The organism is Pseudoalteromonas sp. CO348, from assembly GCF_004208845.1.
Taxonomy (GTDB): domain Bacteria; phylum Pseudomonadota; class Gammaproteobacteria; order Enterobacterales; family Alteromonadaceae; genus Pseudoalteromonas; species Pseudoalteromonas maricaloris.
Window position 1 is genome coordinate 168,049 of the sequence record NZ_SGPI01000010.1, and the last position, 26,963, is coordinate 195,011.

Annotated in this window: 28 protein-coding genes; 13 read left to right on the plus strand and 15 right to left on the minus strand. The window is 44.1% G+C overall.

Annotated elements, in window-relative coordinates; translation table 11 throughout:
• Nucleotides 1–46 precede the first annotated feature (46 nt).
• The 3 genes from EXT48_RS03415 (at nucleotide 47) to EXT48_RS03425 (ending at nucleotide 3,472) form a co-directional block, all read left to right on the plus strand.
• Nucleotides 47–505: a hypothetical protein gene (locus tag EXT48_RS03415; protein ID WP_017216346.1), complete on the plus strand. Its 459-nt coding sequence runs from the start codon at nucleotides 47–49 to the stop codon at nucleotides 503–505.
• A gap of 71 nt (nucleotides 506–576) precedes the next feature.
• Entirely contained in the window at nucleotides 577–3,006 is a 2,430-nt protein-coding gene (locus tag EXT48_RS03420) for a Lon protease family protein (protein ID WP_130163573.1), read from the plus strand.
• The gene (locus tag EXT48_RS03425; protein WP_130163574.1) at nucleotides 2,993–3,472 is read left to right on the plus strand and encodes an FKBP-type peptidyl-prolyl cis-trans isomerase; all 480 of its coding nucleotides are present in this window, start codon (nucleotides 2,993–2,995) and stop codon (nucleotides 3,470–3,472) included. Before EXT48_RS03420 ends, EXT48_RS03425 begins: the two co-directional genes overlap by 14 nt.
• Before the next feature lie 362 nt (nucleotides 3,473–3,834).
• On the opposite strand, the gene EXT48_RS03430 is transcribed toward EXT48_RS03425, so the two are convergent.
• The 9 genes from EXT48_RS03430 to EXT48_RS03470 all read right to left on the minus strand — a co-directional run bounded on the left by EXT48_RS03430 (nucleotide 3,835) and on the right by EXT48_RS03470 (nucleotide 11,034).
• Nucleotides 3,835–4,065: a hypothetical protein gene (locus tag EXT48_RS03430; RefSeq protein ID WP_045990621.1), complete on the minus strand. Its 231-nt coding sequence runs from the start codon at nucleotides 4,063–4,065 to the stop codon at nucleotides 3,835–3,837.
• A gap of 68 nt (nucleotides 4,066–4,133) precedes the next feature.
• A complete protein-coding gene (locus EXT48_RS03435) occupies nucleotides 4,134–4,460 on the minus strand; it encodes a hypothetical protein (protein ID WP_130125892.1) in 327 nt (108 codons plus the stop codon).
• The gene (locus EXT48_RS03440; RefSeq protein WP_010606163.1) at nucleotides 4,457–5,095 is read right to left on the minus strand and encodes a DUF4178 domain-containing protein; all 639 of its coding nucleotides are present in this window, start codon (nucleotides 5,093–5,095) and stop codon (nucleotides 4,457–4,459) included. The genes EXT48_RS03435 and EXT48_RS03440 overlap by 4 nt, the downstream gene beginning before the upstream one ends.
• A gap of 65 nt (nucleotides 5,096–5,160) precedes the next feature.
• Complete coding sequence (locus tag EXT48_RS03445; protein WP_010371996.1) at nucleotides 5,161–5,850, minus strand: PspA/IM30 family protein; 690 nt, start codon at nucleotides 5,848–5,850, stop codon at nucleotides 5,161–5,163.
• Between the two features lie 15 nt (nucleotides 5,851–5,865).
• Nucleotides 5,866–6,279: a DUF2170 family protein gene (locus EXT48_RS03450; protein ID WP_010371994.1), complete on the minus strand. Its 414-nt coding sequence runs from the start codon at nucleotides 6,277–6,279 to the stop codon at nucleotides 5,866–5,868.
• An 81-nt stretch (nucleotides 6,280–6,360) separates the two neighbouring features.
• A complete protein-coding gene (locus EXT48_RS03455) occupies nucleotides 6,361–8,097 on the minus strand; it encodes a polyamine aminopropyltransferase (RefSeq protein WP_130163575.1) in 1,737 nt (578 codons plus the stop codon).
• Nucleotides 8,098–8,100: 3 nt separating this feature from the next.
• Entirely contained in the window at nucleotides 8,101–9,000 is a 900-nt protein-coding gene (locus EXT48_RS03460; RefSeq protein ID WP_039493655.1) for a DUF350 domain-containing protein, read from the minus strand.
• A gap of 23 nt (nucleotides 9,001–9,023) precedes the next feature.
• Nucleotides 9,024–9,962, minus strand: coding sequence for a CHAD domain-containing protein (locus tag EXT48_RS03465; RefSeq protein WP_130125895.1), 939 nt, complete (start codon nucleotides 9,960–9,962; stop codon nucleotides 9,024–9,026).
• Nucleotides 9,963–10,251: 289 nt separating this feature from the next.
• Nucleotides 10,252–11,034 carry a sporulation protein gene (locus EXT48_RS03470; protein ID WP_130125896.1) on the minus strand — a complete coding sequence of 261 codons (783 nt, stop codon included), beginning with the start codon at nucleotides 11,032–11,034 and terminating at the stop codon, nucleotides 10,252–10,254.
• A 287-nt stretch (nucleotides 11,035–11,321) separates the two neighbouring features.
• Here EXT48_RS03470 and EXT48_RS03475 point away from each other — a divergent pair, with 287 nt between their 5' ends.
• A complete protein-coding gene (locus EXT48_RS03475) occupies nucleotides 11,322–12,263 on the plus strand; it encodes a sensor domain-containing diguanylate cyclase (protein ID WP_240703339.1) in 942 nt (313 codons plus the stop codon).
• A 241-nt stretch (nucleotides 12,264–12,504) separates the two neighbouring features.
• Complete coding sequence (yegD, locus tag EXT48_RS03480) at nucleotides 12,505–13,863, plus strand: molecular chaperone (protein ID WP_130163577.1); 1,359 nt, start codon at nucleotides 12,505–12,507, stop codon at nucleotides 13,861–13,863.
• Nucleotides 13,864–13,918: 55 nt separating this feature from the next.
• Here the strand turns inward: yegD and EXT48_RS03485 are convergent, their stop codons facing one another.
• Genes EXT48_RS03485 through EXT48_RS03495 form a run of 3 tightly spaced genes read right to left on the minus strand, consistent with a single transcriptional unit; the run spans nucleotide 13,919 to nucleotide 15,732 of the window.
• On the minus strand, nucleotides 13,919–14,377 hold the full coding sequence (locus tag EXT48_RS03485; protein WP_010371978.1) for a methylglyoxal synthase: 459 nt from the start codon (nucleotides 14,375–14,377) through the stop codon (nucleotides 13,919–13,921).
• A 28-nt stretch (nucleotides 14,378–14,405) separates the two neighbouring features.
• Nucleotides 14,406–15,041, minus strand: coding sequence for a LysE family translocator (locus EXT48_RS03490; RefSeq protein WP_130163578.1), 636 nt, complete (start codon nucleotides 15,039–15,041; stop codon nucleotides 14,406–14,408).
• A gap of 7 nt (nucleotides 15,042–15,048) precedes the next feature.
• Nucleotides 15,049–15,732: a S24 family peptidase gene (locus EXT48_RS03495; protein WP_130163579.1), complete on the minus strand. Its 684-nt coding sequence runs from the start codon at nucleotides 15,730–15,732 to the stop codon at nucleotides 15,049–15,051.
• 227 nt (nucleotides 15,733–15,959) lie between these two features.
• On the opposite strand from EXT48_RS03495, the gene EXT48_RS03500 reads away from it, so the two are divergent.
• On the plus strand, nucleotides 15,960–16,214 hold the full coding sequence (locus EXT48_RS03500; protein WP_010371972.1) for a helix-turn-helix transcriptional regulator: 255 nt from the start codon (nucleotides 15,960–15,962) through the stop codon (nucleotides 16,212–16,214).
• A 71-nt stretch (nucleotides 16,215–16,285) separates the two neighbouring features.
• Here the strand turns inward: EXT48_RS03500 and putA are convergent, their stop codons facing one another.
• Nucleotides 16,286–20,089, minus strand: coding sequence for a bifunctional proline dehydrogenase/L-glutamate gamma-semialdehyde dehydrogenase PutA (gene putA / locus EXT48_RS03505; protein WP_130163580.1), 3,804 nt, complete (start codon nucleotides 20,087–20,089; stop codon nucleotides 16,286–16,288).
• Nucleotides 20,090–20,495: 406 nt separating this feature from the next.
• Here putA and EXT48_RS03510 point away from each other — a divergent pair, with 406 nt between their 5' ends.
• From EXT48_RS03510 to EXT48_RS03525, 4 genes are read left to right on the plus strand one after another with little or no spacing between them, the layout of a single operon-like run.
• Nucleotides 20,496–20,984 (plus strand): winged helix-turn-helix transcriptional regulator, encoded by a 489-nt coding sequence (locus EXT48_RS03510; protein WP_010371968.1) that lies wholly within the window; start codon nucleotides 20,496–20,498, stop codon nucleotides 20,982–20,984.
• A 27-nt stretch (nucleotides 20,985–21,011) separates the two neighbouring features.
• Nucleotides 21,012–21,758 carry an SDR family oxidoreductase gene (locus tag EXT48_RS03515; RefSeq protein WP_130163582.1) on the plus strand — a complete coding sequence of 249 codons (747 nt, stop codon included), beginning with the start codon at nucleotides 21,012–21,014 and terminating at the stop codon, nucleotides 21,756–21,758.
• Between the two features lie 6 nt (nucleotides 21,759–21,764).
• Entirely contained in the window at nucleotides 21,765–22,214 is a 450-nt protein-coding gene (locus EXT48_RS03520; RefSeq protein ID WP_010371961.1) for an adenylyltransferase/cytidyltransferase family protein, read from the plus strand.
• On the plus strand, nucleotides 22,211–22,816 hold the full coding sequence (locus tag EXT48_RS03525; protein ID WP_130163583.1) for an SDR family oxidoreductase: 606 nt from the start codon (nucleotides 22,211–22,213) through the stop codon (nucleotides 22,814–22,816). Before EXT48_RS03520 ends, EXT48_RS03525 begins: the two co-directional genes overlap by 4 nt.
• A 9-nt stretch (nucleotides 22,817–22,825) precedes the next feature.
• On the opposite strand, the gene EXT48_RS03530 is transcribed toward EXT48_RS03525, so the two are convergent.
• Together EXT48_RS03530 and EXT48_RS03535 are read right to left on the minus strand one after the other, a co-directional pair.
• Nucleotides 22,826–23,443, minus strand: coding sequence for a GNAT family N-acetyltransferase (locus tag EXT48_RS03530; RefSeq protein ID WP_130163585.1), 618 nt, complete (start codon nucleotides 23,441–23,443; stop codon nucleotides 22,826–22,828).
• Nucleotides 23,427–23,654: a helix-turn-helix domain-containing protein gene (locus EXT48_RS03535; protein WP_069018978.1), complete on the minus strand. Its 228-nt coding sequence runs from the start codon at nucleotides 23,652–23,654 to the stop codon at nucleotides 23,427–23,429. Before EXT48_RS03535 ends, EXT48_RS03530 begins: the two co-directional genes overlap by 17 nt.
• A 392-nt stretch (nucleotides 23,655–24,046) precedes the next feature.
• On the opposite strand from EXT48_RS03535, the gene EXT48_RS03540 reads away from it, so the two are divergent.
• The 3 genes from EXT48_RS03540 to EXT48_RS03550 are packed head-to-tail and all read left to right on the plus strand — an operon-like array spanning nucleotide 24,047 to nucleotide 26,961.
• Nucleotides 24,047–24,358, plus strand: a complete 312-nt coding sequence (locus tag EXT48_RS03540) for a 2Fe-2S iron-sulfur cluster-binding protein (protein WP_010371949.1) — start codon at nucleotides 24,047–24,049, stop codon at nucleotides 24,356–24,358.
• A gap of 4 nt (nucleotides 24,359–24,362) precedes the next feature.
• The gene (locus tag EXT48_RS03545) at nucleotides 24,363–25,769 is read left to right on the plus strand and encodes an NAD(P)/FAD-dependent oxidoreductase (protein ID WP_039493625.1); all 1,407 of its coding nucleotides are present in this window, start codon (nucleotides 24,363–24,365) and stop codon (nucleotides 25,767–25,769) included.
• Nucleotides 25,756–26,961 (plus strand): FAD-binding oxidoreductase, encoded by a 1,206-nt coding sequence (locus EXT48_RS03550; protein WP_130163586.1) that lies wholly within the window; start codon nucleotides 25,756–25,758, stop codon nucleotides 26,959–26,961. Before EXT48_RS03545 ends, EXT48_RS03550 begins: the two co-directional genes overlap by 14 nt.
• The last annotated feature ends 2 nt before the right edge of the window (nucleotides 26,962–26,963 follow it).

Sequence of the window (26,963 nt, forward strand, 5' to 3'; positions counted from 1 at the left end):
TATATCTGGTCTACACTTAACCTATTGGCGAAACAGGAGTGTAGCAATGGCGGATTATCAAAAATGGCTGGATCAATTTTCCGATTGGCTCAAAGACGTCAAAGAACATGAAATTGACGATTTATCTAAGCGATTCTGGGAAGCGCAGAGCGCACTGAAAGACTACACCAAACAAACCTATGATGATTATAGTTACTATCTAAAACGTGACTTAGAACATCTTCTCGAAAACAAATCCTTCTATGATGAAGCGGCTTGGAGCGAACTCAAAGCCAACATCTTATTTGAAATATCCCAATTAGAAGATAGAACTCAACTTGAGTGGTCCGCACTTTTAAAAGATTTTGAACACCAAGGCATTTATAAAGAAGGTGAATGGATAGCTTTGGGACAATTAGTGTGTAAGAATTGTGGCTATAAATTAGATGTTTATTATGCCATCAAGATCCCAGCTTGCAGCGAGTGCGGGCATGGGGAATATACTAGAAAAGCATTAGCGCCCTAAAGTGTGGGCGCTCAGCTTGGAAGCACCAAGTTGAGTAGACTAACGTATGCGAATAATACAAAGAAGTTAGAATGACCAAATCTAAATTGTCGTCTGAAAAAGCACTGCCTGCGAGCCAGCTCGCGCCATCAGTTTCGTTGACTCACATAGAAAATTGTATCCAAAATCCTTACCCAGAAGCGCTACCGTTTATTGGCCAGCAACGCGCTCAAACTGCACTAGACTTTGCCTTGGGAATGGAGCTTCCCGGTTATAATGTGTATGTTATGGGAGAAGCGGCGCTAGGTCGTTTTACCATGGTAAAAGACAAGCTTGAGGCCCACAGTAAAACTAAGCCAACGCCCAAAGAATGGTTGTACGTCAACAACTACGACGACCACCGCGAGCCTATCGCGTTATTTATGCAGGCGGGTGAAAGTAAGCAGCTTGAGGCCGATATTGACGCCTTTATTGATGAGATCTTAGATACTTTTCCTGCAGCTTTTGACAATCCGGGTTATCAACGCAAGAAAAAGTCGCTAGATAAAGAATTCGAACAAAAATACGATGCTGCGATCACCGCTGTTGAGCAGCAAGCTATGAATATGAGTGTTGCACTGATAGAAGATACGGGGACAGTTGGCTTTGCTCCTGTGGTCGATGGTAAGCAGCTCAGTGATACGGAGTTTTCGGCTCTGGACGAGCATGTTCAGGCACACTTTTTAACCGCAATTGAAACATTAGAAGATGCCCTAATCGAGTCGCTTATTGAGCTGCCCAGATGGAAGCGTGAATCTTCTGAGCGCTTGCGTAATCTTAAAAAAACCACCATCGAAGTGGCGACCAAACCGCTATTAAAAGCGCTTGAGCATAAGTATGCCGCACACATTGGCGTGCTGCGTTATCTTAAAGATCTGAAGGTTGAAATTGTCGATGCGGTATTAGATTGGCTAGACGACGATAGTAGCAACAGCGACGAAAACAAAGATGACTTTGACTCAAAGGGAATGCTCACGGACTTTTTTGCGCCCAATATTCTGGTTGAGTTTAAAGAGGACGACCCTGCGCCTGTGGTGTATGAGCCAAATCCGACCTTTGGTAATATTTTTGGTAAGGTGGAGTATGCAACCTCTCAAGGTAATTTGATCACCAGCTATCGCTCTATTCAAGCAGGTGCATTGCACCGCGCCAATGGCGGCTATCTGATCATGGATGCTGAAAAGGTCATGGCTAACGCGCAGGTGTGGGATGGCCTTAAACTGTCGTTAAAAACCCACCAAATTAAAAATGACCTACCGTATCAAGACAATTCGGTGGGCAGCAGCTTTACCTTAAAGCCGCAGTTAATTCCGTTGGATGTCAAAATTATTCTTTTGGGTTCGCGAGACCTGTATTACACCATTGGTGAATACGATGAAGAGTTTGCAGAGCTATTTAGAGTGCTGGCCGATTTTGATTACTATTTACCAAGCTCGGACAAAATGCAGTACCAATTCATCACGAAGGTGATGGAATACTGTAATGATACCTTGAAGATTGAGCTTAGCTCAGCGGCGCTGGCGCGTATGCTTAAATTTAGCTATCGCCAAGCGGAGCACCACAGTAAGCTTTCGGCGCGCTTTGCTGATGTTTTGGAGCTGGTGGCAGAAGCCAGTTTTTATGCCAAGCAAGATGGCGTAAACCAAATTGCCGCTAATCACATCGATGAAGCGATAGCTGGAAAAGAATATCGAACAGGACAGTTAAGTGAAAACATGCTCAGCGATATTCAAGAAGGGCATACCTTGATTGCAACCGAAGGCACCGCAATTGGTAAGGTAAACGGCCTGACGGTACTGCATATTGGTGACACCGCGTTTGGTACGCCTGCGCGTATTACCTCTACGGTATACGCGGGTGCTGACGGGGTGATTGACGTTGAACGTGAAGTAGACTTAGGTAAGTCAATTCACTCAAAAGGCGTGATGCTGCTTACGGGTTACCTAGGTAACAAGTATGCGCAAGACTTTAGCCTGACGCTTAGCGCAAATATCGCCATTGAACAAAATTATGGTTTTATTGACGGTGATAGCGCATCACTTGCAGAACTTTGTGCGCTGCTATCGGCGGTGACGCAACTCCCCGTAGATCAATCATTAGCGCTCACTGGCTCAATTAACCAACACGGTGAAGTACAAGCCATTGGTGGTGTAAACGAAAAAATCGAAGGTTTCTTTAAACTCTGCAAAATGCGAGGCCTCACAGGTAAGCAAGGGGTGATCGTCCCTGAATCTAACAAGGTCAACTTAGTGTTAGATGATGAAGTGATTGCAGCTGTTGAAAAAGGCTTATTCCATGTCTATGCCGTTGCCACAGTAGATGAAGCGCTTAGCTTGTTAATGGATAGACCAGCAGGCGAGCTCGGTGACGAAGGCTATCCCGAAAACAGTATCAATGCAGTTGCAATGGCGAAACTTGAGCGTATTGCAAAAGTAGTAAACGGCGATGATGACAAAGGAGAAGAAAGCCATGACGACAACTAATGTTATCCTCGTTATTGTTGCACTGGTGATTGCGGTGGTGTTTTTTCGAGGTGGTCAGAAACAGAAGCAGCTTGCGCAGTTTAATCGAATTCAAGCGGCAGACTTTTTGAAAGAAAACGAAAAGCGCACAGAGGTTCATAAAACTGACTCAGGTCTTCAGTACGAAATAATCACTCAAACTGACGGTGGCAAACAGCCAAATGCAACGAGCAAAGTTAAAGTGCATTATCATGGTACTTTACTTGATGGCTCCGTATTCGACAGTTCGGTACTGCGTGACCAACCCATCAGCTTTGGACTTAATCAAGTGATCTCGGGTTGGACAGAAGGTGTGCAGTTGATGAGCGAAGGGGACAAATACCGCTTTTGGATTGGTCCGGACTTAGGCTATGGTGACCGCGCAGCAGGTAAAATCGAACCGGGTTCGTTATTAGTGTTTGAAGTTGAGCTGCTCGCGGTAGAGTGATGTTCTCAAAGCGATGAAGCTCTAGCAGCTATCTTTATTTGCCCAAGCGTGATTAACCGACGCTACAATTGTTAAAGTGGGCTGCTAGAGAGGAATGATGTTATTTAAGCTCAGGTTATTTAACCTGAGGTTTGGATAAGGAATGTTCCAACTCATTGTTGCTAAAGCACAACTTGGTTTTTTCCTTGTCTAGCCAGAGAGTTTTAGGGAAAACACCGCTTCCGCGTCCTGCTCTCGCTAAGGTACCTACATCCTATAGGCAAGGCGAATTTACGCACCAATAGCTGGCTATTGGAAGTGAATTCAACGCAGTTAGCGCTAAAACTAGCTGCTAGAAAGGCATTAATTATCCGCAGCTCAGGTTATTTAGAGCCATTCTGTGCTGATTTTGTGACAAGGACGTCACAGAGAACATTTTTGAAGATATGTATGCATGCAGCTAATGCTCCGAAAATGAGTAGGTTTGGAGTTAGTGGGTCATCTTCCAATAAGTAGTTATTCAATAATGCTATTAGTAACATCATGATGACTACGAAAATAAGTGGTTTCACACTATGTTTATCAATACTTTTCTTAATCTCTGCTTCTGTCATCGTTCCCTCTTAGGTTGTAGCTTTAACTATTTAAAATAGTTGGAGAATTAATGGATTGGTATTACTGCTTACTTGTTTCTTTTATCTGAGTAGCGACTGAGTAGCATATTGGCGACCTGTTGCTTTACGGCCCGTTTGTCGTGGGGGTCAACGCCAAAACGTTCCGCCAGTAGTGCGATTTCTTCATCGGTTAGATTGAAGGATAAGCGTTGCCGAGTTTTCTTCGATTTAACTTCTAAATCAAGGATCTTTCTGATCATATCGGATGGCGTTAGCTCTTCGTCTATTGCCTGTTTTTTAATACTTTTTTGTACTTCCGTGGTTAAATCGAAGGCCATTTGTGTGGCCCTCAATGCCACTTCTTGACGTTTCCACTTGTCTTCTCTTGTGGTCACGAGTTCGCTCCAGGAAATAGGTCGACAATATCGCTCAGTGGGCGACACATGGTTAGTGACACGTCAGTTTCCCCTCCATCCCAGATCTCGATATTGATAGCGAACTTTTCGTCAGGACTAAGTAACTCGATAACTTCACATACTTCGCCACTTTCATCTTGATAGCGTGGCAAAGCGCGGCCGCGATAATCGCTATCGTAAAAATAGCAAACGTAGGGCGCTTCACTTTGTTGATAGCTTTTACCTAAAAATCGCTCGAAAATCTCTGGAGTAGCGTGGGTGTCGATGTGGGTCAGTGCTTCTTCATCGAAAATACGCGCAAATTCATCAAGCGTAAAAATAGCGTCGACGTCTTCTCTTTGGATTTTGATAGAGAAATTCGCGTATTCCTCACCGTCACTTTGTTCAATTTGCAAAAAAGTAATGTTACCTGAATCACTTTCGAGAACAAATTCATATGCAGCGCTGCGTTCAAATTGGTAAGTTTGTACGCCAACCACTTTTAGGGTTTGTCCCTTGAGCCAGCTTGGGTAAGCGAACGAATCGATGATGGTGAGCATGTCCCCAACTTGCAGATCTTTTGCATGAGTAAGTTGTCGCTCAGGAGTTTTTTTTGATTTAAAAAAGCCAAACATAGTACACCTACATAATCAAAAAGGGTAAAAAGGAGGCGAGGCCTCCTTTTTCTAATCAGCAAATATTAGTTGCTTTGTTTAGCTCTAATACGTTCAAGAATATCATTACTCTTTTGCGTAGAGCCAATTCCCGCTTCTGCCATTTTGGCTTTTAGATCTGCACCCGTTGCAGCGGCTTCAAGCTCTTTTGCCGCAGCCAGTTGATCTTGCCTATCTTGCTGACGTTGCTTGATACGTTCAAGCGACTGACGTGCATTTACCATAGATGACGCATTGGTATTTAGCGTGCTGTTTACTGCCATGGTTGCTTTTTGAACGCTGTCTGTGGTTTTTACCATTGTCAGCTGGCGTTGGTTTTCTTTAATCGTTTTTTCAGCTTCTTTGATCTGCTGTTTTAACAGGATCACATGTTTACTAAAGCCGTCTAGCACTTGCTGATGCTCTGCGCGCTCAACTTCAAATTCACCGATTTTCTCTGCGATTTCTACCGCTAAAGCTTCGTTACCTTTTTCGAGCGCTTGTCCAGCATAGTTTTCATGCTCGATAATGCTTTCGTCAAGTGCAGCTAATTTGCGTTTTGTCTGCATCTCTTTCGCCATTACTTCTGTTAAGCTTTTTTTTGCTTTAGCTAATGCGTTTTGTGCGTCAGCAATTTCTTGCTCAAAAATACGAATGCCATTTGCATCAACAATTGACTCACCAACTTCTCTAGCGCCACCACGAACAGCAGTAAATAATTTCTTTAAAATACTCATTTCACAACTCCAATATTATTCATTCAAATACACAGTCACTGCATCTAATGCTTCGATTGCATTGTCCGCTAGGGTGACCAGTTCGTGCGTGATCTCATCAATTGAGGAGGAAACGGCTAGAGCACCAAATATCGCATACTGCTCATCAATTTTAGCAAACGCACTCAGCGGGATCGGCACATTCAGTTTTAATAGTGCTTCATTTAACTCGTTTAGCAACTCAGGCTTTACCTCATTCTCTTTAAATAGGTAACTAATGCATACAAGTTGTTCTTCAGTCTGAGTCACAAAAATTGGTAATTCGTCATTTCCGTCAACAATCACTTGCAATACATCTTGCTCGCCTTCATTGGCGATTAAGAAAGATTCGAAGTTAGCACCTTCTGTTTCAAATGATGCTAATTTGATTGATAGTTCATTTAATTCCATCTTCATTTACCTTTTTTGTTTTGACATATTATGTCTGAGTTAAGAGTTGCACGTAAGACATAATATGTCAATGGCCGTGCGCTAATTTTTATACAACTCATCTTCTGTTTGCCATGCTTGGCGATAATAATCGTATAGTCTCCCTGTTCCTAACTGGTTGACTTCAATATCTTTTGCTCCATCAAAAAAGCGATTTGGGAAGGCGAAAGTCGCGAGTAAATACTCTTTGTTTATCCAGTTACTTGGGACTGGTAAAGACTCGACTGCCCGGATCCTAGCACTTGCTGGTTGTCCTGTTCTCGTTGCGATTGTCCATCCCCACTGGCCAAATGAGGGAATATTCTGTTGGTATTGCTCAACATGCGTAAACCCGGCATGTTTTACCGTTTTGGCTATGCTAATAAACGCTTTTTTAGCGTGATAGGGAGACGTTGACTGAATAGCGAGTGCACCATCGGGTGCCAGTAATTGACGCACATGATTATAAAAGTAGTCGCTATATAGCTTATTCAAATCAGGGTGATTAGGGTCGGGTAAGTCGATAATGATAGTGTCAAATTGCCTACCTTGGTCAAGCATTTTTTCTACTTCTAAAAATGCATCTGCAACGATAACCGTTGCTCTTGGGTCGTTTAAGGCGTCGCCATTTAAATGAGTTAATTGACTGGTGATATGTGGTCTAGCAGGGTAGGGTTGCCCTTGTAGTCCAAACAATGAAAGTAGTTGTCCATCCAAATCAATTAAGGTTGCATTTTCAACAGGCCATTCCAGTACATCTCGAAGTGCCAGACCATCTCCGCCACCAATGATTAATACCTTTTCACGACGGTTGGATGCCAGCATAGCAGGATAAACGAGCATAGTGTGATAGATCTGTTCATCCACAGATGAAAACTGTAATCGACCATTTAAGAATAAATCGTTAATTGGCATCGGTTGTGCGCGGCTCAATCGCTCAGTGATGACAACATGTTGATACTTCGTTGACTCTGAATAGATCACCTTGTCTTTGTAAAGCACGTTGCTGAGGTCTTTCATCCAAAGAGAGCCATGGCTCAGGATGACAAAAAAGATACCAAGTAGAACAAAGTGGCAAGCAAACAGCAGCTTAGCGAAGCGGACATGAGCATGGTAACGCCATAGGAAGATAAGTCCTGCAACAATATTAAATAGCGCAGTCCACGCGGCTGCTTGCATTATTGGCAGTGCAAGCATAATCGTGACCCAAATAGCAGCACCAACACCAGCACCGATATAATCTGCACCGTAAATGGTACCCGCGTTATTTTCAAGGAAGCGGCCATATACTTGTTGACGGATCCTAGCAATCAGCGGAATTTCCATGCCAATTAAAATGCCTAGGATGAGGCCGAAAACATAAGGTAAAAATCGGGCAAATGCTTGTAATTGCGCAAATGGCATGCCATCTAAGACACTATCGGGAGGTAGGCTGTATAGGCTAGAAAGCGTATGGGGTAGGGTATAGGTAAGTGCAATAACACTGGCGATCACCAAAATACTGCTCATTCCCAGTAGCGCGATTAGGCTTTCAAGCCATGCAAATGCGGTAAAAGGATCTTTGAACCAGCGTGCTAAAAATGCGCCAATGCCCATGGCCACGATCATAGTGCCAATCATGGCATAAATTGCGCTTTCTACAGAGCCTAAAACGCGACCAGCATAATGAGAGAGTAAATATTCGTAGATTAGGCCGCAACCGGCCAAAATAGCCATGACGCCAATTAGTAGGGTGTCGTGACCAAACAACGACCAGTTGCCGGTCACTCTTGCTGAAGTTTGTGGTGCAGATACGCTCAAGGGTTATGCACCTAACAAACTAGCCATAGTCGTACCAATGGCAAAAGAAAGCGCGGCTGAGATTGCAGCAACACCAACATTCTTTTGTCTGTTCACTTCATCGGAAATATCTTTACCCGCAAGAATAATTTTTATCATGACGAGGTGTAAGACGATGAAAAGCACAATGCTACCCAGTGCCGCAATACTCCAGTACAGTAGGCTTGAGTTAATGTTGTCCGCTACATACGGCGCTAAACCGGACGCTGCAGTCAGTGCTAGTGCTGAGCCGATTAAAAAGCCCGCGTAGCGGATCCCGACCGCGATATTGTTGTCTTTGATTGCTTGCTGTAAACAGTCGCCACTTTTGTTAGTGCGCTTAAATAGTTGTACTCGGTATTGGCTCACAAGCAGCATACAAATATTACCGATAATGAAGGCCGCAACCACAATCGGTAAACCATACCAGCCCTCTGTGAGTACCCAAAGCAAAGCTGAGCGGATCACAATGGCAACGCTCACCACATGGCCAAAATCAATCAGTGCTGAGGTGACATTACCTTTAACGATTTCGTCATGAAGGTTCACCTTGCGTAACGCGACTTTGTCTTGGAAAAAGTGGCCGAGTTTGATAAGAATGATACCAACGATACCATAGCCCGCCATTTGTAGCGCTTCTTGAGCCAAAGAACTGGCAAAAGCACCACTTGAAATACCTGAAATTACGATGGCCAAACCTGCTAAACCACCAGCAAAACTGAGACCAAATGCAAAGTTGTCTTTTTCTGTGATTTCATCGTTTGCATGAAGGTTAGATACCCAACCTTTGATGTATTTTAAGCTAACAAACAACGCGACGATCACCGCCATATCTATTAGCAATGCTTGAAAAGTCCAAGCTGTTAATCCGTTAAATTGGTACATATGTTAACTCCGCTATATATGCGCTATTTGCCCCGGCTTACGCCACGGGAGGTTCTACTTGAGCTATTGCGAACTGAGCCGTAGCTTGAGGTTCGAGAGTAGCTGCTTCGAGTTACTGCTGATGGGGTATTGCTACTTCGACTTAACCCTGACGCGCCAGACTTTTTCTTGGCATAGGGACTGGTAAACTGTTTGCCTTGGCGTTGGTACGATTGTTGAGTACGCTTGGCGAGTTCAGTTTGGCGTTTGTAGCTTTTATAACTGGTGTATCTATGACGACCATAGTCGCTGTAGTAACTGTATTTGCGGTGTTTACTCCAGCGACCATATTCAACATCACCAACAATATCGCCAAGCATGCGATACATGCCGTACCACATCCAAAAGCTAGTGCCGTTTGAATTGGTCTGCCATTCGCCATAGTTGGCATTACCAACAAGCTGATTGCCGACACCGGTCTGACCGTTTGCCGTTTGTTCCGCTTGCTGACTGATTGCGCCAACTCGCGCTAGCTTTCCATCTGACATATCGGCTAAAACATTGATTGGATCTGTCAGCGCATCATTGAACAAACTGATGGAAGCGGCTTCTTTTAACAAGAGCGCTTGGTTGATAATATCATCGCTGTTCATACTTGGAGCGGGGGACTTGAGGGACTGATAACGAGTCAATAAACTCTGATATAAGGTTCCACTGCTTGTTGCGTCTTGGGAAATAATTTGCGCAATTTCACTGAGCTGAGGTTTTTGCTGACCAAGTACTTTGCCATACTCAGTCAAAAGGTTGGCATTTCTCACCTGCTTTTTATCAAGGGCGGTTCCCAGCGTATTTATCGCTGTTGAAGCTTCTTGAAGTGTATGTGTAATGGTTTGCTGGATACGTTCTTCTTTCGATTCGCAGCCCAGCATTAGGCTCAAAACACACAGTAGGCTAACCAGTTTCCAAATTCTAAAGTTGGACATTCATTGTCACCTAATCTACCTTGACCATTCGTTTTAATGTGCTGTTTTATTGAGTTTAAGTCAACTCAAACGTGCCGTGATCGGCATGTTAAAGGGGCTTAAATTGTAACAATAAATCAGTCTAGAAAGTTATTACCTATACACCTTAACATTTGTATTAACATAAACCATAGCGTTAGGTGGACTGGGATAATAATAGAGTTTGTTCATATAGAAGTTGCATTCGTATGAATGCAACGATCACCAAAGCATCAATATAAATCTATCAATACTATAAGGTTAATATACCTTAGCAATTCGCCTCTAGAATGTCATAGATAGCATCTTCTAGGTCTTCTAAATCTGCTTCATCTATCAACAATCTGGCTTTTGATTCATCAAGGTCTAGCGCCTCCGCAAAGAAGCCTTTAAAGCCTCGCGCTTTGCGATCAATCTCAAAGATGATTTCGAGTTGCTCACCACGATTAAAGAAAACCACTTCTACCTCATCAAAGCGACCATGGAAGTCACCTGTGATCGTTTTAAACTCTAGTTCTTGTACGAATGGCAGGCGTGAGAATGATACTTCATCAATACCTTCACAGTCTGATTCATAGAGTTTAAAGCCAAGCGCTTCCATCGCATCGATAGCCGCTTGTTGTAGCTCGGTAGGTACGATATGTAAATAGTCCCTATCTGACTTGTCGAGCGCCATATCAATATCAAGGTTGGTAGCGATCCAAGTTTTGGATTGGCCAACAGTAAGCGGGGTTTCTTCAGCGAGGTCAAGCGCGAATGGAATGTGCTTTTCATCACCGGGTTCGATAGTAAATCGTTCGTTGATTTGAAATTTAGCAAGGGTGTGGTTTTTAGTGATGGTCGTTGTTTCACCTTCACTGTCTTCTCTTTCAACTGTGTAGTTGCACATTACGTTAAGATCTATTTTGTTGATCTCTTGAGCAACTTTGCCACCGATGATTTTAACCGTTCCAGAAATTTCTTCGCCAGGGGAGGCGTGATGGGTTTCTAAGATGGTATCTACTTTTGCTGCACCGATACCGACTGCGCCAAGGGCTTTTTTGAAAAAAGACATAGTCATCCTTATATATCTTGTGACCTTCCATCATGGAAAGCGCTGCCGTGTCGATTATAGGAATTATTATCAATTCGTCAATTGCTTTTCTCCTTCAAAGCCAATGACTTGAAAATATTTTTTATGATGCAGTCGGTAATTAGTCATTATTCATAAAATTGGTATATTATTTTTATAACGATAGCCGTAGATGAGCAGTGTTCATTGGCATGTTTCAAATTGCAAAGTTCAAGTTTATAGAATTATGGAACAGGATGTTGCAACGCCTCATGGTTAAGGACCGACGTATGGCCCGCACTCAAGCTTTGGCGCAACCGAGCTATGAGGAATTGGCGTCGACATTAAGTGCGATGCCGGATTTGATGTTTGAACTGGATGAAGAGGGGCGGCACTGGGACGCCAGAATACTTCGCCCTGAGTTGTTAGTCGCGCCTGCAGAACAATTGATTGGCCATACGGTGACTGAAGTGATGCCAGAGCAAGCCGCTAAAATAGTGATGCAGGCATTACAGGAAGCAAAAGTTAACGGCTATTCACATGGTAGCCATATTCACTTGTCTACACCGGTTGGTGAGCGTTGGTTTGAGGTCTCTATCGCCCGTAAGGTTGTCACTGCAAGCGATAATCATGCTGAAACACGTTTTATCGTGTTATCTCGGGATATCAATGACCGTAAGTTGGAGTATCTCGAAGCTGAGAAGTTGGCGTATCATGACCAGTTAACCGAATTACCGAATCGCCATGTTCTTCAGCATGGATTGATGGAGCAACTCCATGTAGGTCAACAGCTTGGTAGTTACAGCGCAATCTTGTTTTTGGACCTTGACGATTTTAAAAAAGTAAATGACTTGCATGGCCACCATGTGGGGGATCAGTTACTCAAGGCGGTTGCCCAGCGTTTGTGTGCTAGCGTACGCCAAGATGATGTGGTGATCCGTTGGGGAGGCGATGAGTTTGTGATTTTAATCACTCACTTATCTCCGCAACAGCCTCAAGCCGAATCTCATGTGGTTGGGATCTGCCAGCAAATAATCAACAAGGTAGATAAACCCTATCTCTTTGAAGGCAATAAGCTAAGTTGTCGGATTAGTATCGGCGTCAGTCTATTTAATAACCTCGACATCGAGACTGGGATCCAACAGGCAGATTCCGCTATGTATCAAGCCAAGCAATCTGACAGTGTGCGCTATGCTTTCCACAACAAACCAATTAAGGATGTTGGAACCTAGATAAATTCATCTGGCAATAACGACAACCATAATACACTTCGCCACTTTTCAGCAGTTTGAGGTAGAGAATGAAAGTCGGGTTTGATTACGGAAGCTCTCATTGTGCTATGTCTAGTGTGTTATGCAAAATGGTTTCATTCCACGACAAGCCTATAAAGGATGTGGGAACCTAGATAAATTCATCTGACAATAACGACAACCATGATACACTTCGCGACTTTTCAGCAGTTTGAGGTAGAGAATGAAAGTCGGGTTTGATTACGGAAGTTCTAATTGTGCGATGGGTGTCATGCAAAATGGTGAAGTGGACTTACTGCGTCTCGAGCAAGATAAATATTACCTGCCTTCGACTATGTATGCGATGCACAATGCGTTAATTCCTGCATTTGTTAACCGTCATCTGAGTAAACCAGATCCAGTCTATACGCAGTCTCGCCAAGGGCTGCTAACGGTAGCGCAGCAAGCTAAGCGCGATCTTGATTTAGAAGCACATGAAGCGGGCGTTTTTTTTGGTCAAGCGGCAATTTCTGAGTATATTGAATTTCCCGAAGAAGGTTTTTTTGTTAAATCACCTAAGTCCTTCTTTGGGGCGGTTGGGCTTAAACCTCAACAAATCGCCTTCTTTGAAGATATTGCTGCGGCGATGATGGTTGAGATTAAGCGCCGTGCCGAGTCGCAGCTGCAACAGTCCATTACCGACACTGTGATTGGTCGACCTGTTAATTTTCAGTCCGTCGGCGGAGAAGAAAGTAATCAACAGGCGGTTAATATTCTTACTACCGCTGCAAAAAGAGCAGGATTTAAGGAAGTGGATTTTCTCTTCGAACCGCTCGCAGCGGGGATTGAGTATGAAAGTCGTCTTCAGCAAGATAAACTTGTGCTGGTCGTTGATATCGGCGGTGGTACTAGCGATTGTTCGTTTGTCCGAATGGGGCCAAGCTATCGCAATAATACACAGCGCCAGCAAGACTTTTTAGCGCATACGGGTAAACGTATCGGTGGTAACGATTTAGATATTGCGCTTGCTTATCACCAATTAATGCCGTTATGTGGTCTAGGTTCTAACATGAGTTCAGGTTTGCCGATGCCTAGTCAACTGTATTGGCAGGCATGTAAAATCAATGATATTCAGTCTCAACTAGACTTCTACAGCGATAAATTAGCGCGAGAATTGCAAAGCATGTTGCGAGATGTCGCCGAGCCGCAAAAGCTGGCGCGTTTACTTCACATTCAACAGAACAAACTTACCCATCAAGTGGTTCGTGAAGGTGAGCTTGGTAAGATAGCACTCTCTGAGCAAGCAAAGTTTAATGCCAATCTTGGTTTTATTGAGCCACAGTTAACCTCTGAATTTACGCAGCAAGATTTTGCCGAGTCGGTCATGTCGAACTTAGAGCAGATGGGCATGCTTGCGAAAGAAGCCATTCATCAAGCGGGGTCAAAGCCCGATGTAATTTATCTGACTGGCGGTAGCGCGCAATCACCGTTACTCAAGGCAGCGCTTGCACAGCAAATTGGTGATATTGAAATGGTGAACGGGGATAACTTTGGTAGTGTTACTGCAGGCTTGACTAAGTGGGCGGATAAAATATTTAAATAATCGAAGTCAGAATCAGAGAAGCGGTCACAAACCGCTTCCATACTCGTCTATTTTATCAATCTAAGCGACTAGCAAGGTACTGCTCATAATCAGGTAAATGTCTTGCGATTGGCTGGCTCATTTTATCGCACGCCATCAGTAAATCTGCCGTTGCTTCATTACAGGCAACGGGAATATTCCAAACAGCAGCCAGTCTCAACAGTGCTTTTACATCCGGATCGTGAGGCTGTGACGCAAGCGGATCCCAAAAGAAAATCAAGACATGAACATCTTGCTCCGCGATTTTGGCACCAATTTGTTGGTCGCCACCCATTGGGCCACTAAATAGCTTTGTTACTTCTAAACCAGTATGCTTTTCTATTAGGTTACCCGTTGTGCCCGTGGCGTAAAGCTTGTGCTGTTTTAGGCTATCTAAGTGGGTCTGACACCACTCAAGTAGGGCTGGTTTCATGCCATCGTGTGCAACCAAAGCAATATGCTTTTTAGCTGGCAGTGGCTGTGAGCGTTTTTGCATGTGTACTGCTCCTATTTTGCGTAACTGTTTAGAGTAATAAGTTGACTGCCAATGCGATAAAAATTAAGCCTGAAATACGATCAATCCACACCGGCGCTGCGGGATGCTGCCTAAAATAGCCAGCGATTTTATCACCACCGTAGATATACATGCAGTCGATGGGAAAAGCTAAAATAGGATACAGTAAGCCAAACATGGCCAGTTGCATCGTTGTCGAAGTCGCCAAGCTACTATCGACAAACTGAGGAATAAATGCAATAAAAAACAGGGCGACTTTGGGATTTAAGACTTCCGTCATCATTGCTTGGAACATCACGTTTTTAGGCTTTTTAGTGCTCACGTGCGGTTTTTCCTCGCAAGCTATCTGCGCCTTTCCAAGCGTTTCTTTGATAGTCATTATACCTAGATAAGCTAAGTAAGCTGCGCCGAGATATTGCACTGTGGTATAGGCGGTCTCTGAGGCTTTTAGGAGTGCGGATAAGCCAACAACGGCAAAGAGTGTATGGATCACCCCACCGAGTGCAAAGCCTAATGCGCTTTGCATGCCAGCTACGCGGCCATTAGTAAAGGTCTGCGCCATTAAAAACGCATTGGATGGGCCCGGTGCCACGGCAATTACCGTGCTGGCGATTAAAAATGAGAATAAGTATTCAAGATTTAGCATTGTATTATTAAATTAGATCTTTACCAATCCATACCACTTTGCCGAGAATTTCCAGCTGCTCCAATTCATTCGGCATCACAACTTGTTCCCGGTATTCTTTATTATCGCTAATCAAGCGTACTGAGCCATCAAAGTTTTGTTGTAAGCGCTTGGCATAAAGCTCTTCACCAAGGCGGACAACATAGATCAGACCTTCGCTTAATTTTTTATCCGATAAATCCACCAAAATCGTATTGTTATTATTAATCGTGGGTTCCATAGAGTCGCCTTTGGCAAACACCACGACCAGCTGTGACTTATCTAGATTTTTAAATTCAATCCACTTTTTTCTAAATGCAAGGTAACGTGCAACCTCGGCACTTTGGTTAAATGCACCATAACCCGTGCTGACAGAGACATGGTAGCCAGGCACAACAACAAAGTCCTCATTGAAGTCTTCCAAGGTAATACTTTGCTGGATGATTGGTGATTCGGTTTTGCAATCAAGTGGGATCCCGGTAACGAGCCACATCAAATCTACGTTGGCTTGTTTAGCAATGCGTTCAATGACACTGAGTTTTGGGTCTTCCCCTTTTAATATTCTGCGCAGCGTCCCTTCAGATACATCAATTTTTAACGCAAAAGCTCTAATACTGTCCGGCTTGATCGCATATTCTACGCGCTCCGCTAGGCTCATGAGACTTTGTTCCATGCGTTGCCTCTTAAATAATGATACGTGTGCGTCATTATATGGGCTATTTTTTGCGAAGTAAAATCATTTTTGACGCAAAAAAGATCTATTTTTTCGTTGAAATGCGTAAAAAATAGATCTATCATCTTCATTAAATTACGCAGTGAATGCATTTAGTCAGTAAGTGCGTAAATAAATGATTTTTATAAACGTCATATATTTGCGCAATTTTTTAAGGAATGAGTGTGATGTTAATGAGCCAACCTTTAATTTCTGAACGCGCGCCGCTTGGTGCTGCTATACTTAGATTTGCACGTAAAAGTCGCGGTTTTACTCAAGCTGAATCGGCCGCAAGCTATGGTATAGAGGAGCGAACATTAAGGCGCTGGGAGAATAACGAATACAACCCTAAATGGAATGATGTGATTGCTTTGGTTGAAGATGTTTATTTAATGGATATTGTTAATGTCATTGTGGGATTAAGGACATCAAGCGCTGCGTAAAAAATTAAAGCCAGCTTGCGCTGGCTTTGTTCGATAAAATCGCTATGTTTAGCATAGCGACTTATATTCTCTTACTCTTCGTCTTCAACAAGCGTCATCAGTGAAGTGTTACCACCAGAAGCTGTGGTATCGATACTAATGGTTTTCTCAGTCACTAGACGATTGATAAGCGTATCGTAGTACTCTGCACTGATCACCGGCAGGATTGCACCTTTGCGCTCCGCAAGTTGCTGTGAGAAGTAACCAAGGCGTGAAGAGCGCGCAGCCACAACAGCACCTGCAAGGTGAGGGTGTGCCAAAATCGCTTGTAGCTGGTTTTGCTTCGCTACTTGGAATACGCCTTCAGCAACGCCAGTTGAGATGAACTTATCTCTAAATGCCAATGCTTCTTCATAGAATAAGTCAGAGGCTACTGTGATCACTGTGTTACCGGCAGCAAGTGCTGTGATAATTGATATCGCCCAGAAGTTGAACGAAGTACTCTTATCGGCATATACCACTACACAACCACGCGCTTCTAAGTGCAGCGTGTTCGACTCACCAGTAGGTCCCGGTAGCGTTGTGTAAGTACGCATACGCTTTTCTAAGCGGTTTAGCTGAGCACGCGCATCAGAAAGCGTTAATGACAAATCATCCGCCAGCTCATCAATGATGTCTACTGTTGCCACTTTTGCGAGTAGCTGACGCACTGCCGAAACACGGTCATTAAGCGCAGTACGACGCCAGATCTTCTCATCACGCTTAGAGTTTTGCATCAGTTTTTCAACTTGCTCAACGGCACCTGGGAAGTGGTGGATCTCTAGCTCATCAGGCGTCAGATCTGTCATTTGTACGTTGTCTGGTGACGCTTTTTCTTTCACAAGGCGAAGTAGGTAGTTTGGACCACCTGCTTTTGGACCTGTACCAGAAAGACCACGCCCACCAAATGGTTGCACACCAACGATTGCACCAATCATGTTACGGTTCACGTATACGTTACCCGCGCGAGACATCTTAGCTAGGTATTCGCAGCGCTCTTCAATACGTGAATGAACGCCCATTGTTAGACCGTAGCCTGTACCATTGATTTGGTCGATCACATTATCAAGTTGATCTGCTTTAAAGCGTACAACGTGAACTACCGGACCGAATACTTCACGCTTAAGCACGGATAGATCAGAAATCTCATATAGGCGCGGAGCGAAGAAGTAAGCGCCGTTCTCACTGTTATCAGGGATCTTAGCTTCGAATAGTAGCTTACCGTTCGACTTCATGTAATCAACATGCTTAGTCAAAGTGGTCAGCGCTTTTTCGTCGATTACTGGACCTACGTCTGTAGATAGTAGCGATGGGTCGCCGATATGTAGCTCTTTAAGTGCACCTTGGATCATTTCGATGATACCGTCAGCAACATCTTCTTGTAAGAACAACACACGAAGTGCTGAACAGCGTTGACCGGCGCTTTGGAAACCTGATGAAATAACATCGTCAACCACTTGCTCTGGTAATGCTGTTGAGTCAACGATCATACAGTTTTGACCACCAGTTTCTGCGATCAGAGGAACCTGAATATCGTTACGCTCAGCAAGAATTTGCGAGATAAGCGTACCTGTCTCTGTTGAACCTGTGAACATAACCGCTTGGATACGCTCGTCAGGCACGATGTGTTTACCCACTTCGCTACCGCGTGCGATAACCGGTTGTACTACGTGCTCTGGTAAACCAACGGTATGCATTAATTCAATACAACGCAGTGCAATCATACTGGTTTGTTCAGCAGGCTTTGCAATAACGGTATTACCCGTCACGATAGCAGCAGCTACCTGACCTAAGAAGATCGCAAGCGGGAAGTTCCACGGGCTGATACATAAAATCACGCCACGAGCTTCAAAACGCTCATCTTTAGAAAGCTCTTCTGCACGCGCTGCATAGTAGCGACAGAAGTCAACGGCTTCACGTACTTCATCGATGCTGTCTTGGGTTACTTTACCTGCTTCTTTAATACAGATAGCAACAAGTTCATCATGGTGACGCTCAAGGATGTCAGCAGTGCGGCGTAGTAGGTTTGCACGCTCTTCAACTGAGGTTTGAGACCAACTTTCAAAAGCCGCATCAGCATTGGCAAGCACGCTTTGCATGTGTGCTTCATCGTGTAAAGGCACAGATCCAATCACTTGTTTGTGGTTCGCAGGGTTACGAACAGCAAGGTGACCTTCTGGTACTTGGCTTTCATCGATTAGGTGTTCGTTAAACCAGTTGTCTAGGCTTTCTTTAAACGGTGTTAAATCGTTGATGTCCGTAAGGTCTTTACCTTTTGAGTTTGGACGCTCATCGCCATAAAGCTCGATAGGTAGCTTAATCTGCGTATTGTAACGGTTACGTAGGCCTTGCAGTGTTTCTACAGGATCTGGAAGTAGTGACTCAACAGGCTTCGTAGTATCAACAATTGCGTTTACGAATGATGAGTTTGCACCGTTTTCAAGTAGACGGCGTACCAGATAAGCAAGTAGGTCTTCGTGCTGACCAACTGGTGCATACACACGACACTGAATTCCTTCGTTTTCAACGATTTGGTCGTAAAGTGATTCACCCATACCGTGTAGGCGTTGGAATTCGAACCCTTTGTTATCGCCTTTGGCCACTTCTAGAATGGTTGCTGCGGTGTAAGCATTATGCGTCGCAAATTGCGGGAATAGCACATCGCGTGCTTCAAGGAGCTTAATAGCACACGCTTTATAAGAAACGTCAGTCGTTGCTTTACGAGTGAACACAGGGAAGTGCTCAAGACCATCTTGTTGAGTGGTTTTGATTTCTGTATCCCAGTAAGCACCTTTAACTAGACGCACCATCAGTTTACGGCCTACGCGGCGAGCAAGTTCAGCTACCCATTCCACAACGAAAATGGCACGTTTTTGATATGCTTGTACTGCAAGACCAAAACCATTCCAGTCGCCAAGTGCGTCGTCTGAGAATACCGCTTCGATGACATCTAGTGAGATATCTAAACGATCCGCTTCTTCCGCATCAACCGTGAAACCGATATCGTATTCTTTCGCAGCAATCGCAAGTTCTTTTAGCTTAGGTACAAGCTCGTCCATCACGCGGTCGCGATGTGTGAATTCGTAGCGCGGGTGGATAGCAGAAAGCTTCACTGAAATACCTGGGCTCTTAATTGGGCCACGGCCTTTCGCTGCTTTACCGATCGCGTGGATAGCAGTCATATAGCTTTGGAAGTAACGATCTGCATCTTTCATCGTACGTGCGCCTTCACCTAGCATGTCGTACGAATATACATAACCTTTTTGTTCTTTATCAGCGGCGCGATCGATAGCATCTTGAATGGTTTCACCCATTACAAACTGCTTACCCATGATCTTCATTGCATAGTTAACGGATTTACGGATAACTGGCTCACCAAGACGACCAATTGTACGCTTTAGCACGCCAAATTGTTCTTCTTTATTCTTGTCTGAATAGTTAACCATTTTACCGGTAACGAGTAGACCCCAGCTTGAAGCGTTAACAAATAACGAGTCGCTGCTGCCTAAGTGTGAACTCCAGTCGCCTTTTGCGAGCTTGTCGCGGATCAGGCTTTCTTGTGTTGCTTTGTCTGGTACACGAAGTAAAGCTTCGGCCAAACACATTAGTACCACGCCTTCTTCGGTAGAAAGAGAGAATTCATTTAAAAGCGCGTCGACACCGTTTTGACCATCTTGATCTCTACGAATGTTCAATACCATTTGACGTGCACGTTCCCATGCTCGGCTTCGAGCTGTAACGCCTACCTCTGCTAAAGGTAAAATATGATCAATTACTGCATTCTCATCGATGCGGTAAAAATCACGGATCTTTTGTCGGATAGGACAGTTAGTTGTCAAATCGCCGTTATAAAGCATAAGCAACCCTCAAAAATTGGAGTCAAAAATACATGTAATTCGCGCCTGCCTATGGAATCACACACCTTAATGTGCAGATTACAAAACTACATCTGAACTGATGCCAAACTAAGCAACCAAAGGTTGAAAGTGTAGTTTAATTTGTATAGGAAGCCTCAATTACGACAAAATGATGCAGTCACATTGCTAACCATAACACACCCATTTGGGGGTTCAAATTTTAGCCAGAATGCATAATCTAAATGTTCGAACAAAGCCGCGTTAAAGACTGAAATAAGCCGCTTTGCCCTTTATCGTTAATTTCGCGGGCATTCTATCGAAAAGACAGCAGAATATGCTGTTTTATTTTTAAGGAATACGGTAAATTTGCGGGTAATCTCAAACCCTCACAAAATTTTATGCTGATATGACGACTTCCATTAAAACTCGGGTATTAGATCGCATCGATTTAGCAATCTTAGACGCGCTCCAGCGCAATGGCCGGATCTCTAATGTAAACTTGGCGAAAGAGGTAAACTTGAGTCCGAGTCCGTGTCTCGATCGAGTAAAAAAACTCGAGTCGGAGGGGTATATCGAAGGGTATACGGCAAGATTAAATGCCGCAAAACTTGGCCAGCATTTGGTTGCGCATGTGGAGATCACCTTAAAAAGCTCGACCGAAGCGGTATTTGAGGTGTTTAAACAGCATATTGTAAAAATCCCCAACGTCGTTTCTTGTGATATGGTAGCTGGTGGCTTTGATTACTTAGTTAAAATCCGAGTCCAGGATATGCGTCAGTATCGAGAGGTATTAGGTCAAATCGTTGAAATACCTGGAGTTGGTACAAATCATACTTATATGGTGATAGAGCACGTCAAAGAAGACATGGGTGTCGAAGTGCTGAACTATCAGTAGCTGTTCGCCTAATTTAAGGAATAATAGATGCAAAAAGTGGTACTTATCACCGGTGCGAGCCGTGGGATTGGTGCGGCAACGGCTCAACTGCTGGGACAACAAGGATTTACCGTTGTTATAAATTACAAGCAGAATGTGCAAGCCGCAGAAACGGTTGCTGATACCATCCTCAGTAATAATGGTAAAGCGCATTTGTTACAAGCAGATGTCACAGATGAAAAATCTGTAGAGGCAATGTTTGACAAGATAAAGACCGATATTGGCATAGTTACGCATCTGGTCAACAACGCGGGGGTGCTGAACACGCAGACTCGAGTTGAACATATGACTGCAGCGCGTATCAACAATATGCTTACTAATAATGTTACGCCGTATTTTATTTGCGCTCGCGAAGCAATTAAACACATGCGTTTAAGTGCCAATCCAGCACAGTGCGCCATGGTAAATGTATCGTCGGCAGCTTCTTATTTAGGTGGGGCTAATGAGTATGTTGACTATGCGGCTGCAAAGGGAGCAATAGACAGCTTCACTAAAGGTTTATCTCTGGAATTAGCCGCTGAGCAGATCCGCGTGAACTGCGTGAGACCGGGCTGTATTTATACTGATATCCACCGCGACGGTGGCGAACCAAACCGAGTTGATCGCCTAGCCGATTTTTTACCGCTGAAGCGAGGTGGAACCGCGATTGAGGTTGCCAATGCCATCGCTTGGCTTTTAAGTAACGAAGCAAGCTTTGTTACAGGAACTTTTATTGATTTAGCTGGAGGGAAATAGCAGTTTATGAAAAATAAAATTGTTTATGTCTCAGGAACATTTGATTTATTTCACAGTAATCATTTAAAAATGATTAGTTATGGCCGAGGTTTAGGAGACACGTTGATCGTTGGTGTAAGTACCGATGAACTTGTTTGTTCTTATAAAAAGCCACCGGCAGTGCCATTTGAAGAGCGTTTGGCGATTATCGAAGGGTTAAGAGACCCAGATCTTGCTATTCCACAACGTACTTTAGATCATCGTGAAACGGTGAAAAATCTAAATATTGATGTGTTCGTGATTGGCGATGATTGGAAGGGAAAATATGATTATCTGAAAGAGCTTGGAGTTCAGGTATTTTACTTTCCTTATGGTGCTGGGGTTAGCTCTAGTAACTTAAAGCAAAAAATCTACGATCAGTATAAAAAGCTGATTGAACAAAGCGACAACCATCCAATCCCAGAGCCACAGAAATGAAAGTGTTAATAACGGGCGGACAGGGCGGTCTTGCCGTTTATTTAAGCGATGAATTGAAGCGCTTGGGACATGAAGTGGAAGCACCATCGCGCGCGCAGCTTGATGTCTCTAAACCAGCTGAAGTTGAGCGTTTTTTTGACGACAAGTCTTATGACTGTGTAATCAATGCGGCAGGAACGCTTTACTCAAGTTTAGTGGCAGACTCAGACCCAAATCTCTGGATCCGTGACATCGAAGTGAACCTAATCGGTACTTATTTAATTTCTCGTGCTGCAATTAAAGCAAAAAAAGCGGTGCATTTGATCAATGTGGCGTCGACGGCGGCATTTAACAGTTACAAAGATTGGACGTCTTATTGTGCGGCGAAAGCGGGCGTGGTGACCTTATCTAAAGGCCTTCACAAAGATGGCTACAAAATAACGGTACTGTGTCCTGGGGCAATAGATACTAAGCTGCGCGATGGTCTTACTATCAATAATCCCAATGTGATGAGCATACCGCAAGGCGCTGCCCCAATCTTAGAGGCTGTAACTACACCGCAGCACATCGGTAAGCTGTTTTTTTATCGCCTGAATGAAAGTCGTAGCGAGTCGCTTGATTAGACTGGTTTGCTAATATTCATTGGCATAATGCGCTTGAGCTAGGTTCTCAATACGATTGCGCAAGGTCGGTGCAAGCAGTTTGTAATAGTATGTGGTGGCATGGAAGTCACCGCGTTCATCACTGACAAAATGAGGGATTTGCCCAGCAACTTTAAAGCCCAAACTCTGATATAGGATTTCTGCGTCCGAATCCGATTGTGTATCAAGGACGAGTAACGATATCTGCTGCCGTGTAGATTCTTGCTCTATGGCTTGCATCAGCTTTGTTGCCACGCCTTTTCGTCGGCTGTTTGGATGCACCAATAGTTTTTCCACTTCTGCCCGGTGCTGAGCATTATCTTTTGTTGCTGGTGAGAGTTGCACACAACCTGCCATTACGCCATTAAGTTCAGCGATAATAAGCGTCTTTTGCGACTTGATCACAGCATCGAATACCTGCCACCAGTAGTTTTGTATTGCTCTGCTAGAGGATGAGCGCAAAAAGCCGATAGAGGCGCCAAGATTAATACAGGCTTGCGTCAGTGCGCTGAGTTGTTTTACCCAAAGCTGACAATCTAAGCGATTGTATTTCAAGCTAGGCGCCTGAATAATGCGAAGCTGCATAGCGCTATTAGACAAATTGTTCATGCAGTTCCTTATTTATCCGAGCCAGACTTCGCTCAAGCCTTGCCTTTTCATGCATTAATTTTTGCCATCGAGTTTGCTGTTTCTCTTGGGAGCGTCGCAGTGCTTCGTAAAGTGCTCTCTGCGACACATGATAGGCTTTTGCAGCTTGTGATGGGGTGAGCATATCGTTCATTACTGCGTGTACTGCTGTGTCTAGTTTGCCAAGTGTCATTGTGTCTTCTCCTTAACATCTACTGGGTTTGTTGCTGTATCGTGCACAGGCCAGATACTCACATCCAAATGCCAAAGTAAGTACATCGTTTGATATAAAGTGTACATAATTACGCTCCTTTCTTTGTCGTGTTAGTTGATAAGGAAAAACTGTGCCAGAAATTAAAATTATTTAATATCAATAGGATGTGATTTTTGTTGGTCTGTAAGTACGTTCACATTGCACTGCTTTAGTGAGGTGAGTGCAGCATTTGCACCGAATTGAACAGAATTAGCGCGAGAGTGCTTAAAAGTTAATTTGGATCAAATTAAAGTGAATAAAGTAAATAAAATGTTTATTTTTAATATTTGGATAGTAGGCTTTGTGCGACTTTATTGAAGGAGCATTTTTTCATGTCTGAATTATCCAGAACCCAAGATATTACAGACCCTGAGGGGTTACAGTTCCAAATTCAAATCGACGACATTGCGGTTAACGCATGCGATGGTGAAACCGTGTTGTCTGTTTTGCTTGCGGCAAACTACAAGCAAATTATGGAAAGCGATCGAGAGGCCGTATCTGGTGCTTATTGTGGTATGGGGGTTTGTCACTGTTGTCAGGTAACAATAAACAAACAACATAAACAAAAGGCTTGCCAAACCTTAGTACAACCCAATATGCAGGTTGAAACCAAACAAAATCGTTTCAAGCAGGTCGGGGTATAGTGTGATGTCTAGTTGTCAAAAAGAAAAAATCGTTATTGTCGGTGCAGGGCCTGCTGGCGTTAGCTGTGCAGCTGAGCTGGCTAAATATGGCATTAGTAGCACCTTAGTTGACGAAGCACCAAAAATTGGTGGGGTGATCTATCGCGGGCCACTTCGACAAGCAAGTAAGCTTCCTCATTTAGATGAAAATCTTAAACGAGCGATGGCTGCACTAAAGGTACGCTACGAACATCATAAACAAGATATAACACTACAACTACAAACCAAAGTGCTTGGGCCTGAAGGCGAGAGCGGTTTGCTGTTGCAAACACAAAATCAGTTAACACAAATTGATTACACCAAGTTGGTTCTGGCAACTGGTTGTCATGAGCGCAGTGTGCCATTTGAAGGATGGCAGTTACCTGGTGTGATGTTAATGGGTGGGATGCAACTTCAGCTTAAAAGTGGGTTAGTTCGACCAGGGAAAAAAGTGGCTTTAGTCGGAACTGGACCATTATTGCCACTGGTTGCTTGCCAGTTACATAAATCTGGTGCACAAGTGGTTGGCGTATATGAAGCGAGTCGCTTTAGTGAACTGGCGAAAGAGACTGTGGCGCTGCTTAATAAACCTAAGCTTACGCTTTCGGGATTGAGTATGTTGGCGTATCTCAAAAAGCATAATATTCCATTCAAGTATGGCTATGGCATTGTGAAAGCAGAAGGCCAAGAAAAACTCTCCAGTGTTACCGTAGCGCCTTACGATGAGCATTGGCATGCGGACTTGTCAAAAGCGCAGCATTTAGCCGTGGATAGTCTAGGGGTCGGCTATGGTTTTGTTGCCCGCACCCAGCTTGCCATGCTACTTGGGGTTTCTCATCAGTACACCACCACGAATGGCTATGTGCCTTTATTAGATGACAATTTACGCAGTAGCTTAAATTCAATTTTTGTCTGTGGTGACACCAATGGTTTGCTAGGTGCCGAAGCGGCTATCATTGAAGGGAAAATGGCCGCAACCATGCTTGCCTATGAACAAGCCTGTTTAAGCGAAACGGCCTTCCACACGCGGATGCGCAAGCTCAAAACTAAGCGTAAGCAAGCACAGAAGTTTAGAGCCGGATTTGACCGCTTCTCGGCGCGCAGAGAGGGGCTACTAGCGTTAACCCAACCAGATACTGTGGTGTGTCGCTGCGAACAAGTAAAGCGCCAGCAACTCGATTTAGCATTACAACAAGGTGCAAAAGATTTATCTAGCGTGAAAATGAGAACCCGTATTGGCATGGGAGACTGCCAAGGGAAAATGTGTTCTAGCTATGCACTAGACCGACTGCACGCGGCAGGGCACTTAGATACACTCGGTGTGATAAGGCCAAGATTCCCACTTGACCCAATTCCATTTACTTTACTGGAGAAAAACCATGAAGCAGTATGATGTCATTATCGCAGGTGGCGGTGTAATTGGTGCTGCCTGTGCCTATTTTTTAAGCCGCGATACCAACCTAAAAATCGCGTTAGTGGATTTAAAAAAGCCGGGTAACGCGTCTCGTGCATCTGCGGGTGGATTATGGGCGATTGGTGAGTCGGTTGGTCTTGGCTGTGGTGTGATCTTCTTCAAAACCTTGTCTAAGCTCCAAAGTGAAGGAGATACCGAAGCTGCGGAAACATTGCGGCCGCATCAATTACCAGAATGCTTTTTTGAACTTGCGCTCAAATCAAACGAGTTATATCCAGCACTGCATGAAGAAATGCTGACCAGACACGATGTCGACTTTAAGTTTGAACGTACCGGTCTTAAATTCATTATGTACAATCGCGATGATGAAATATATGCAGATAGCATAGTGTCAGGGATCCCTAATTTGTCTTCGCAGATCCGTTGGCTAGACCAACAGCAATTACGTGCAGAGGAGCCTTACATCACTCCTGATGCGATTGGTGCAATAGATTTTATTTGCGACCATCAGGTAAACCCATACCGATTAGTTGATGCGTATACCGAAGGAGCACGCCAAAATGGTGTTGAGTTATTTCTGAATACCGAAGTGCTAGAGGTACTGCGTGAAGGCAATAAGGTGATAGGCGTGAGGACGCAAGATAAAAGCCTGCATTGTGAGACCTTGATTAATGCCGCTGGTGCTTGGGCGGATGACATTTACCATCAGGCGACAGGTAAACACATGCCAGTTTACCCGGTTAAGGGTCAAATAGTGTTGTCCGAGCGCATGCCTAAAGTATTAAATGGTTGTATCAGTACCAGTGATTGCTACATTGCACAAAAGGACAATGGCGAGATTTTAATTGGCTCATCAACGGAGGAAAAAGGTTTCGACACCACCAATAGTCTAGATAAAATAACCGAGTTGTCACAAGGTGCTATGAAGTGTTTGCCGGTGCTAAAAGAGTCGAGTATTAAACGTTGTTGGGCAGGGCTTAGACCCGGTACACCGGATGAGCTGCCAATTTTGGGCCCCGTTGATGGCGTGGAGGGTTACATTAATGCGTGTGGGCACTTTAGGACGGGGATTTTAATGTCGGCCATTACTGGCACGCTTATTACTGAACTCATGACAGGCAAACCTACCTCTGTTGATTTAGCTCCATTTCGCGTTGAAAGGTTCGAATAAGC

Excerpts from the sequence above, each read along its gene's own strand:
- EXT48_RS03415 (WP_017216346.1), top strand. The coding sequence starts at position 47 with ATGGCGGATTATCAAAAATGGCTGGATCAATTTTCCGATTGGCTCAAA.
- EXT48_RS03420 (WP_130163573.1), top strand. The coding sequence starts at position 577 with ATGACCAAATCTAAATTGTCGTCTGAAAAAGCACTGCCTGCGAGCCAG.
- EXT48_RS03425 (WP_130163574.1), top strand. The coding sequence starts at position 2,993 with ATGACGACAACTAATGTTATCCTCGTTATTGTTGCACTGGTGATTGCG.
- EXT48_RS03430 (WP_045990621.1), bottom strand. The coding sequence starts at position 4,065 with ATGACAGAAGCAGAGATTAAGAAAAGTATTGATAAACATAGTGTGAAA.
- EXT48_RS03440 (WP_010606163.1), bottom strand. The coding sequence starts at position 5,095 with ATGTTTGGCTTTTTTAAATCAAAAAAAACTCCTGAGCGACAACTTACT.
- EXT48_RS03445 (WP_010371996.1), bottom strand. The coding sequence starts at position 5,850 with ATGAGTATTTTAAAGAAATTATTTACTGCTGTTCGTGGTGGCGCTAGA.
- EXT48_RS03450 (WP_010371994.1), bottom strand. The coding sequence starts at position 6,279 with ATGGAATTAAATGAACTATCAATCAAATTAGCATCATTTGAAACAGAA.
- EXT48_RS03460 (WP_039493655.1), bottom strand. The coding sequence starts at position 9,000 with ATGTACCAATTTAACGGATTAACAGCTTGGACTTTTCAAGCATTGCTA.
- EXT48_RS03465 (WP_130125895.1), bottom strand. The coding sequence starts at position 9,962 with ATGTCCAACTTTAGAATTTGGAAACTGGTTAGCCTACTGTGTGTTTTG.
- EXT48_RS03470 (WP_130125896.1), bottom strand. The coding sequence starts at position 11,034 with ATGTCTTTTTTCAAAAAAGCCCTTGGCGCAGTCGGTATCGGTGCAGCA.
- EXT48_RS03475 (WP_240703339.1), top strand. The coding sequence starts at position 11,322 with ATGGCCCGCACTCAAGCTTTGGCGCAACCGAGCTATGAGGAATTGGCG.
- yegD (WP_130163577.1), top strand. The coding sequence starts at position 12,505 with ATGAAAGTCGGGTTTGATTACGGAAGTTCTAATTGTGCGATGGGTGTC.
- EXT48_RS03485 (WP_010371978.1), bottom strand. The coding sequence starts at position 14,377 with ATGCAAAAACGCTCACAGCCACTGCCAGCTAAAAAGCATATTGCTTTG.
- EXT48_RS03490 (WP_130163578.1), bottom strand. The coding sequence starts at position 15,041 with ATGCTAAATCTTGAATACTTATTCTCATTTTTAATCGCCAGCACGGTA.
- EXT48_RS03495 (WP_130163579.1), bottom strand. The coding sequence starts at position 15,732 with ATGGAACAAAGTCTCATGAGCCTAGCGGAGCGCGTAGAATATGCGATC.
- EXT48_RS03500 (WP_010371972.1), top strand. The coding sequence starts at position 15,960 with ATGTTAATGAGCCAACCTTTAATTTCTGAACGCGCGCCGCTTGGTGCT.
- putA (WP_130163580.1), bottom strand. The coding sequence starts at position 20,089 with ATGCTTTATAACGGCGATTTGACAACTAACTGTCCTATCCGACAAAAG.
- EXT48_RS03510 (WP_010371968.1), top strand. The coding sequence starts at position 20,496 with ATGACGACTTCCATTAAAACTCGGGTATTAGATCGCATCGATTTAGCA.
- EXT48_RS03515 (WP_130163582.1), top strand. The coding sequence starts at position 21,012 with ATGCAAAAAGTGGTACTTATCACCGGTGCGAGCCGTGGGATTGGTGCG.
- EXT48_RS03520 (WP_010371961.1), top strand. The coding sequence starts at position 21,765 with ATGAAAAATAAAATTGTTTATGTCTCAGGAACATTTGATTTATTTCAC.
- EXT48_RS03525 (WP_130163583.1), top strand. The coding sequence starts at position 22,211 with ATGAAAGTGTTAATAACGGGCGGACAGGGCGGTCTTGCCGTTTATTTA.
- EXT48_RS03530 (WP_130163585.1), bottom strand. The coding sequence starts at position 23,443 with ATGAACAATTTGTCTAATAGCGCTATGCAGCTTCGCATTATTCAGGCG.
- EXT48_RS03535 (WP_069018978.1), bottom strand. The coding sequence starts at position 23,654 with ATGACACTTGGCAAACTAGACACAGCAGTACACGCAGTAATGAACGAT.
- EXT48_RS03540 (WP_010371949.1), top strand. The coding sequence starts at position 24,047 with ATGTCTGAATTATCCAGAACCCAAGATATTACAGACCCTGAGGGGTTA.
- EXT48_RS03545 (WP_039493625.1), top strand. The coding sequence starts at position 24,363 with ATGTCTAGTTGTCAAAAAGAAAAAATCGTTATTGTCGGTGCAGGGCCT.
- EXT48_RS03550 (WP_130163586.1), top strand. The coding sequence starts at position 25,756 with ATGAAGCAGTATGATGTCATTATCGCAGGTGGCGGTGTAATTGGTGCT.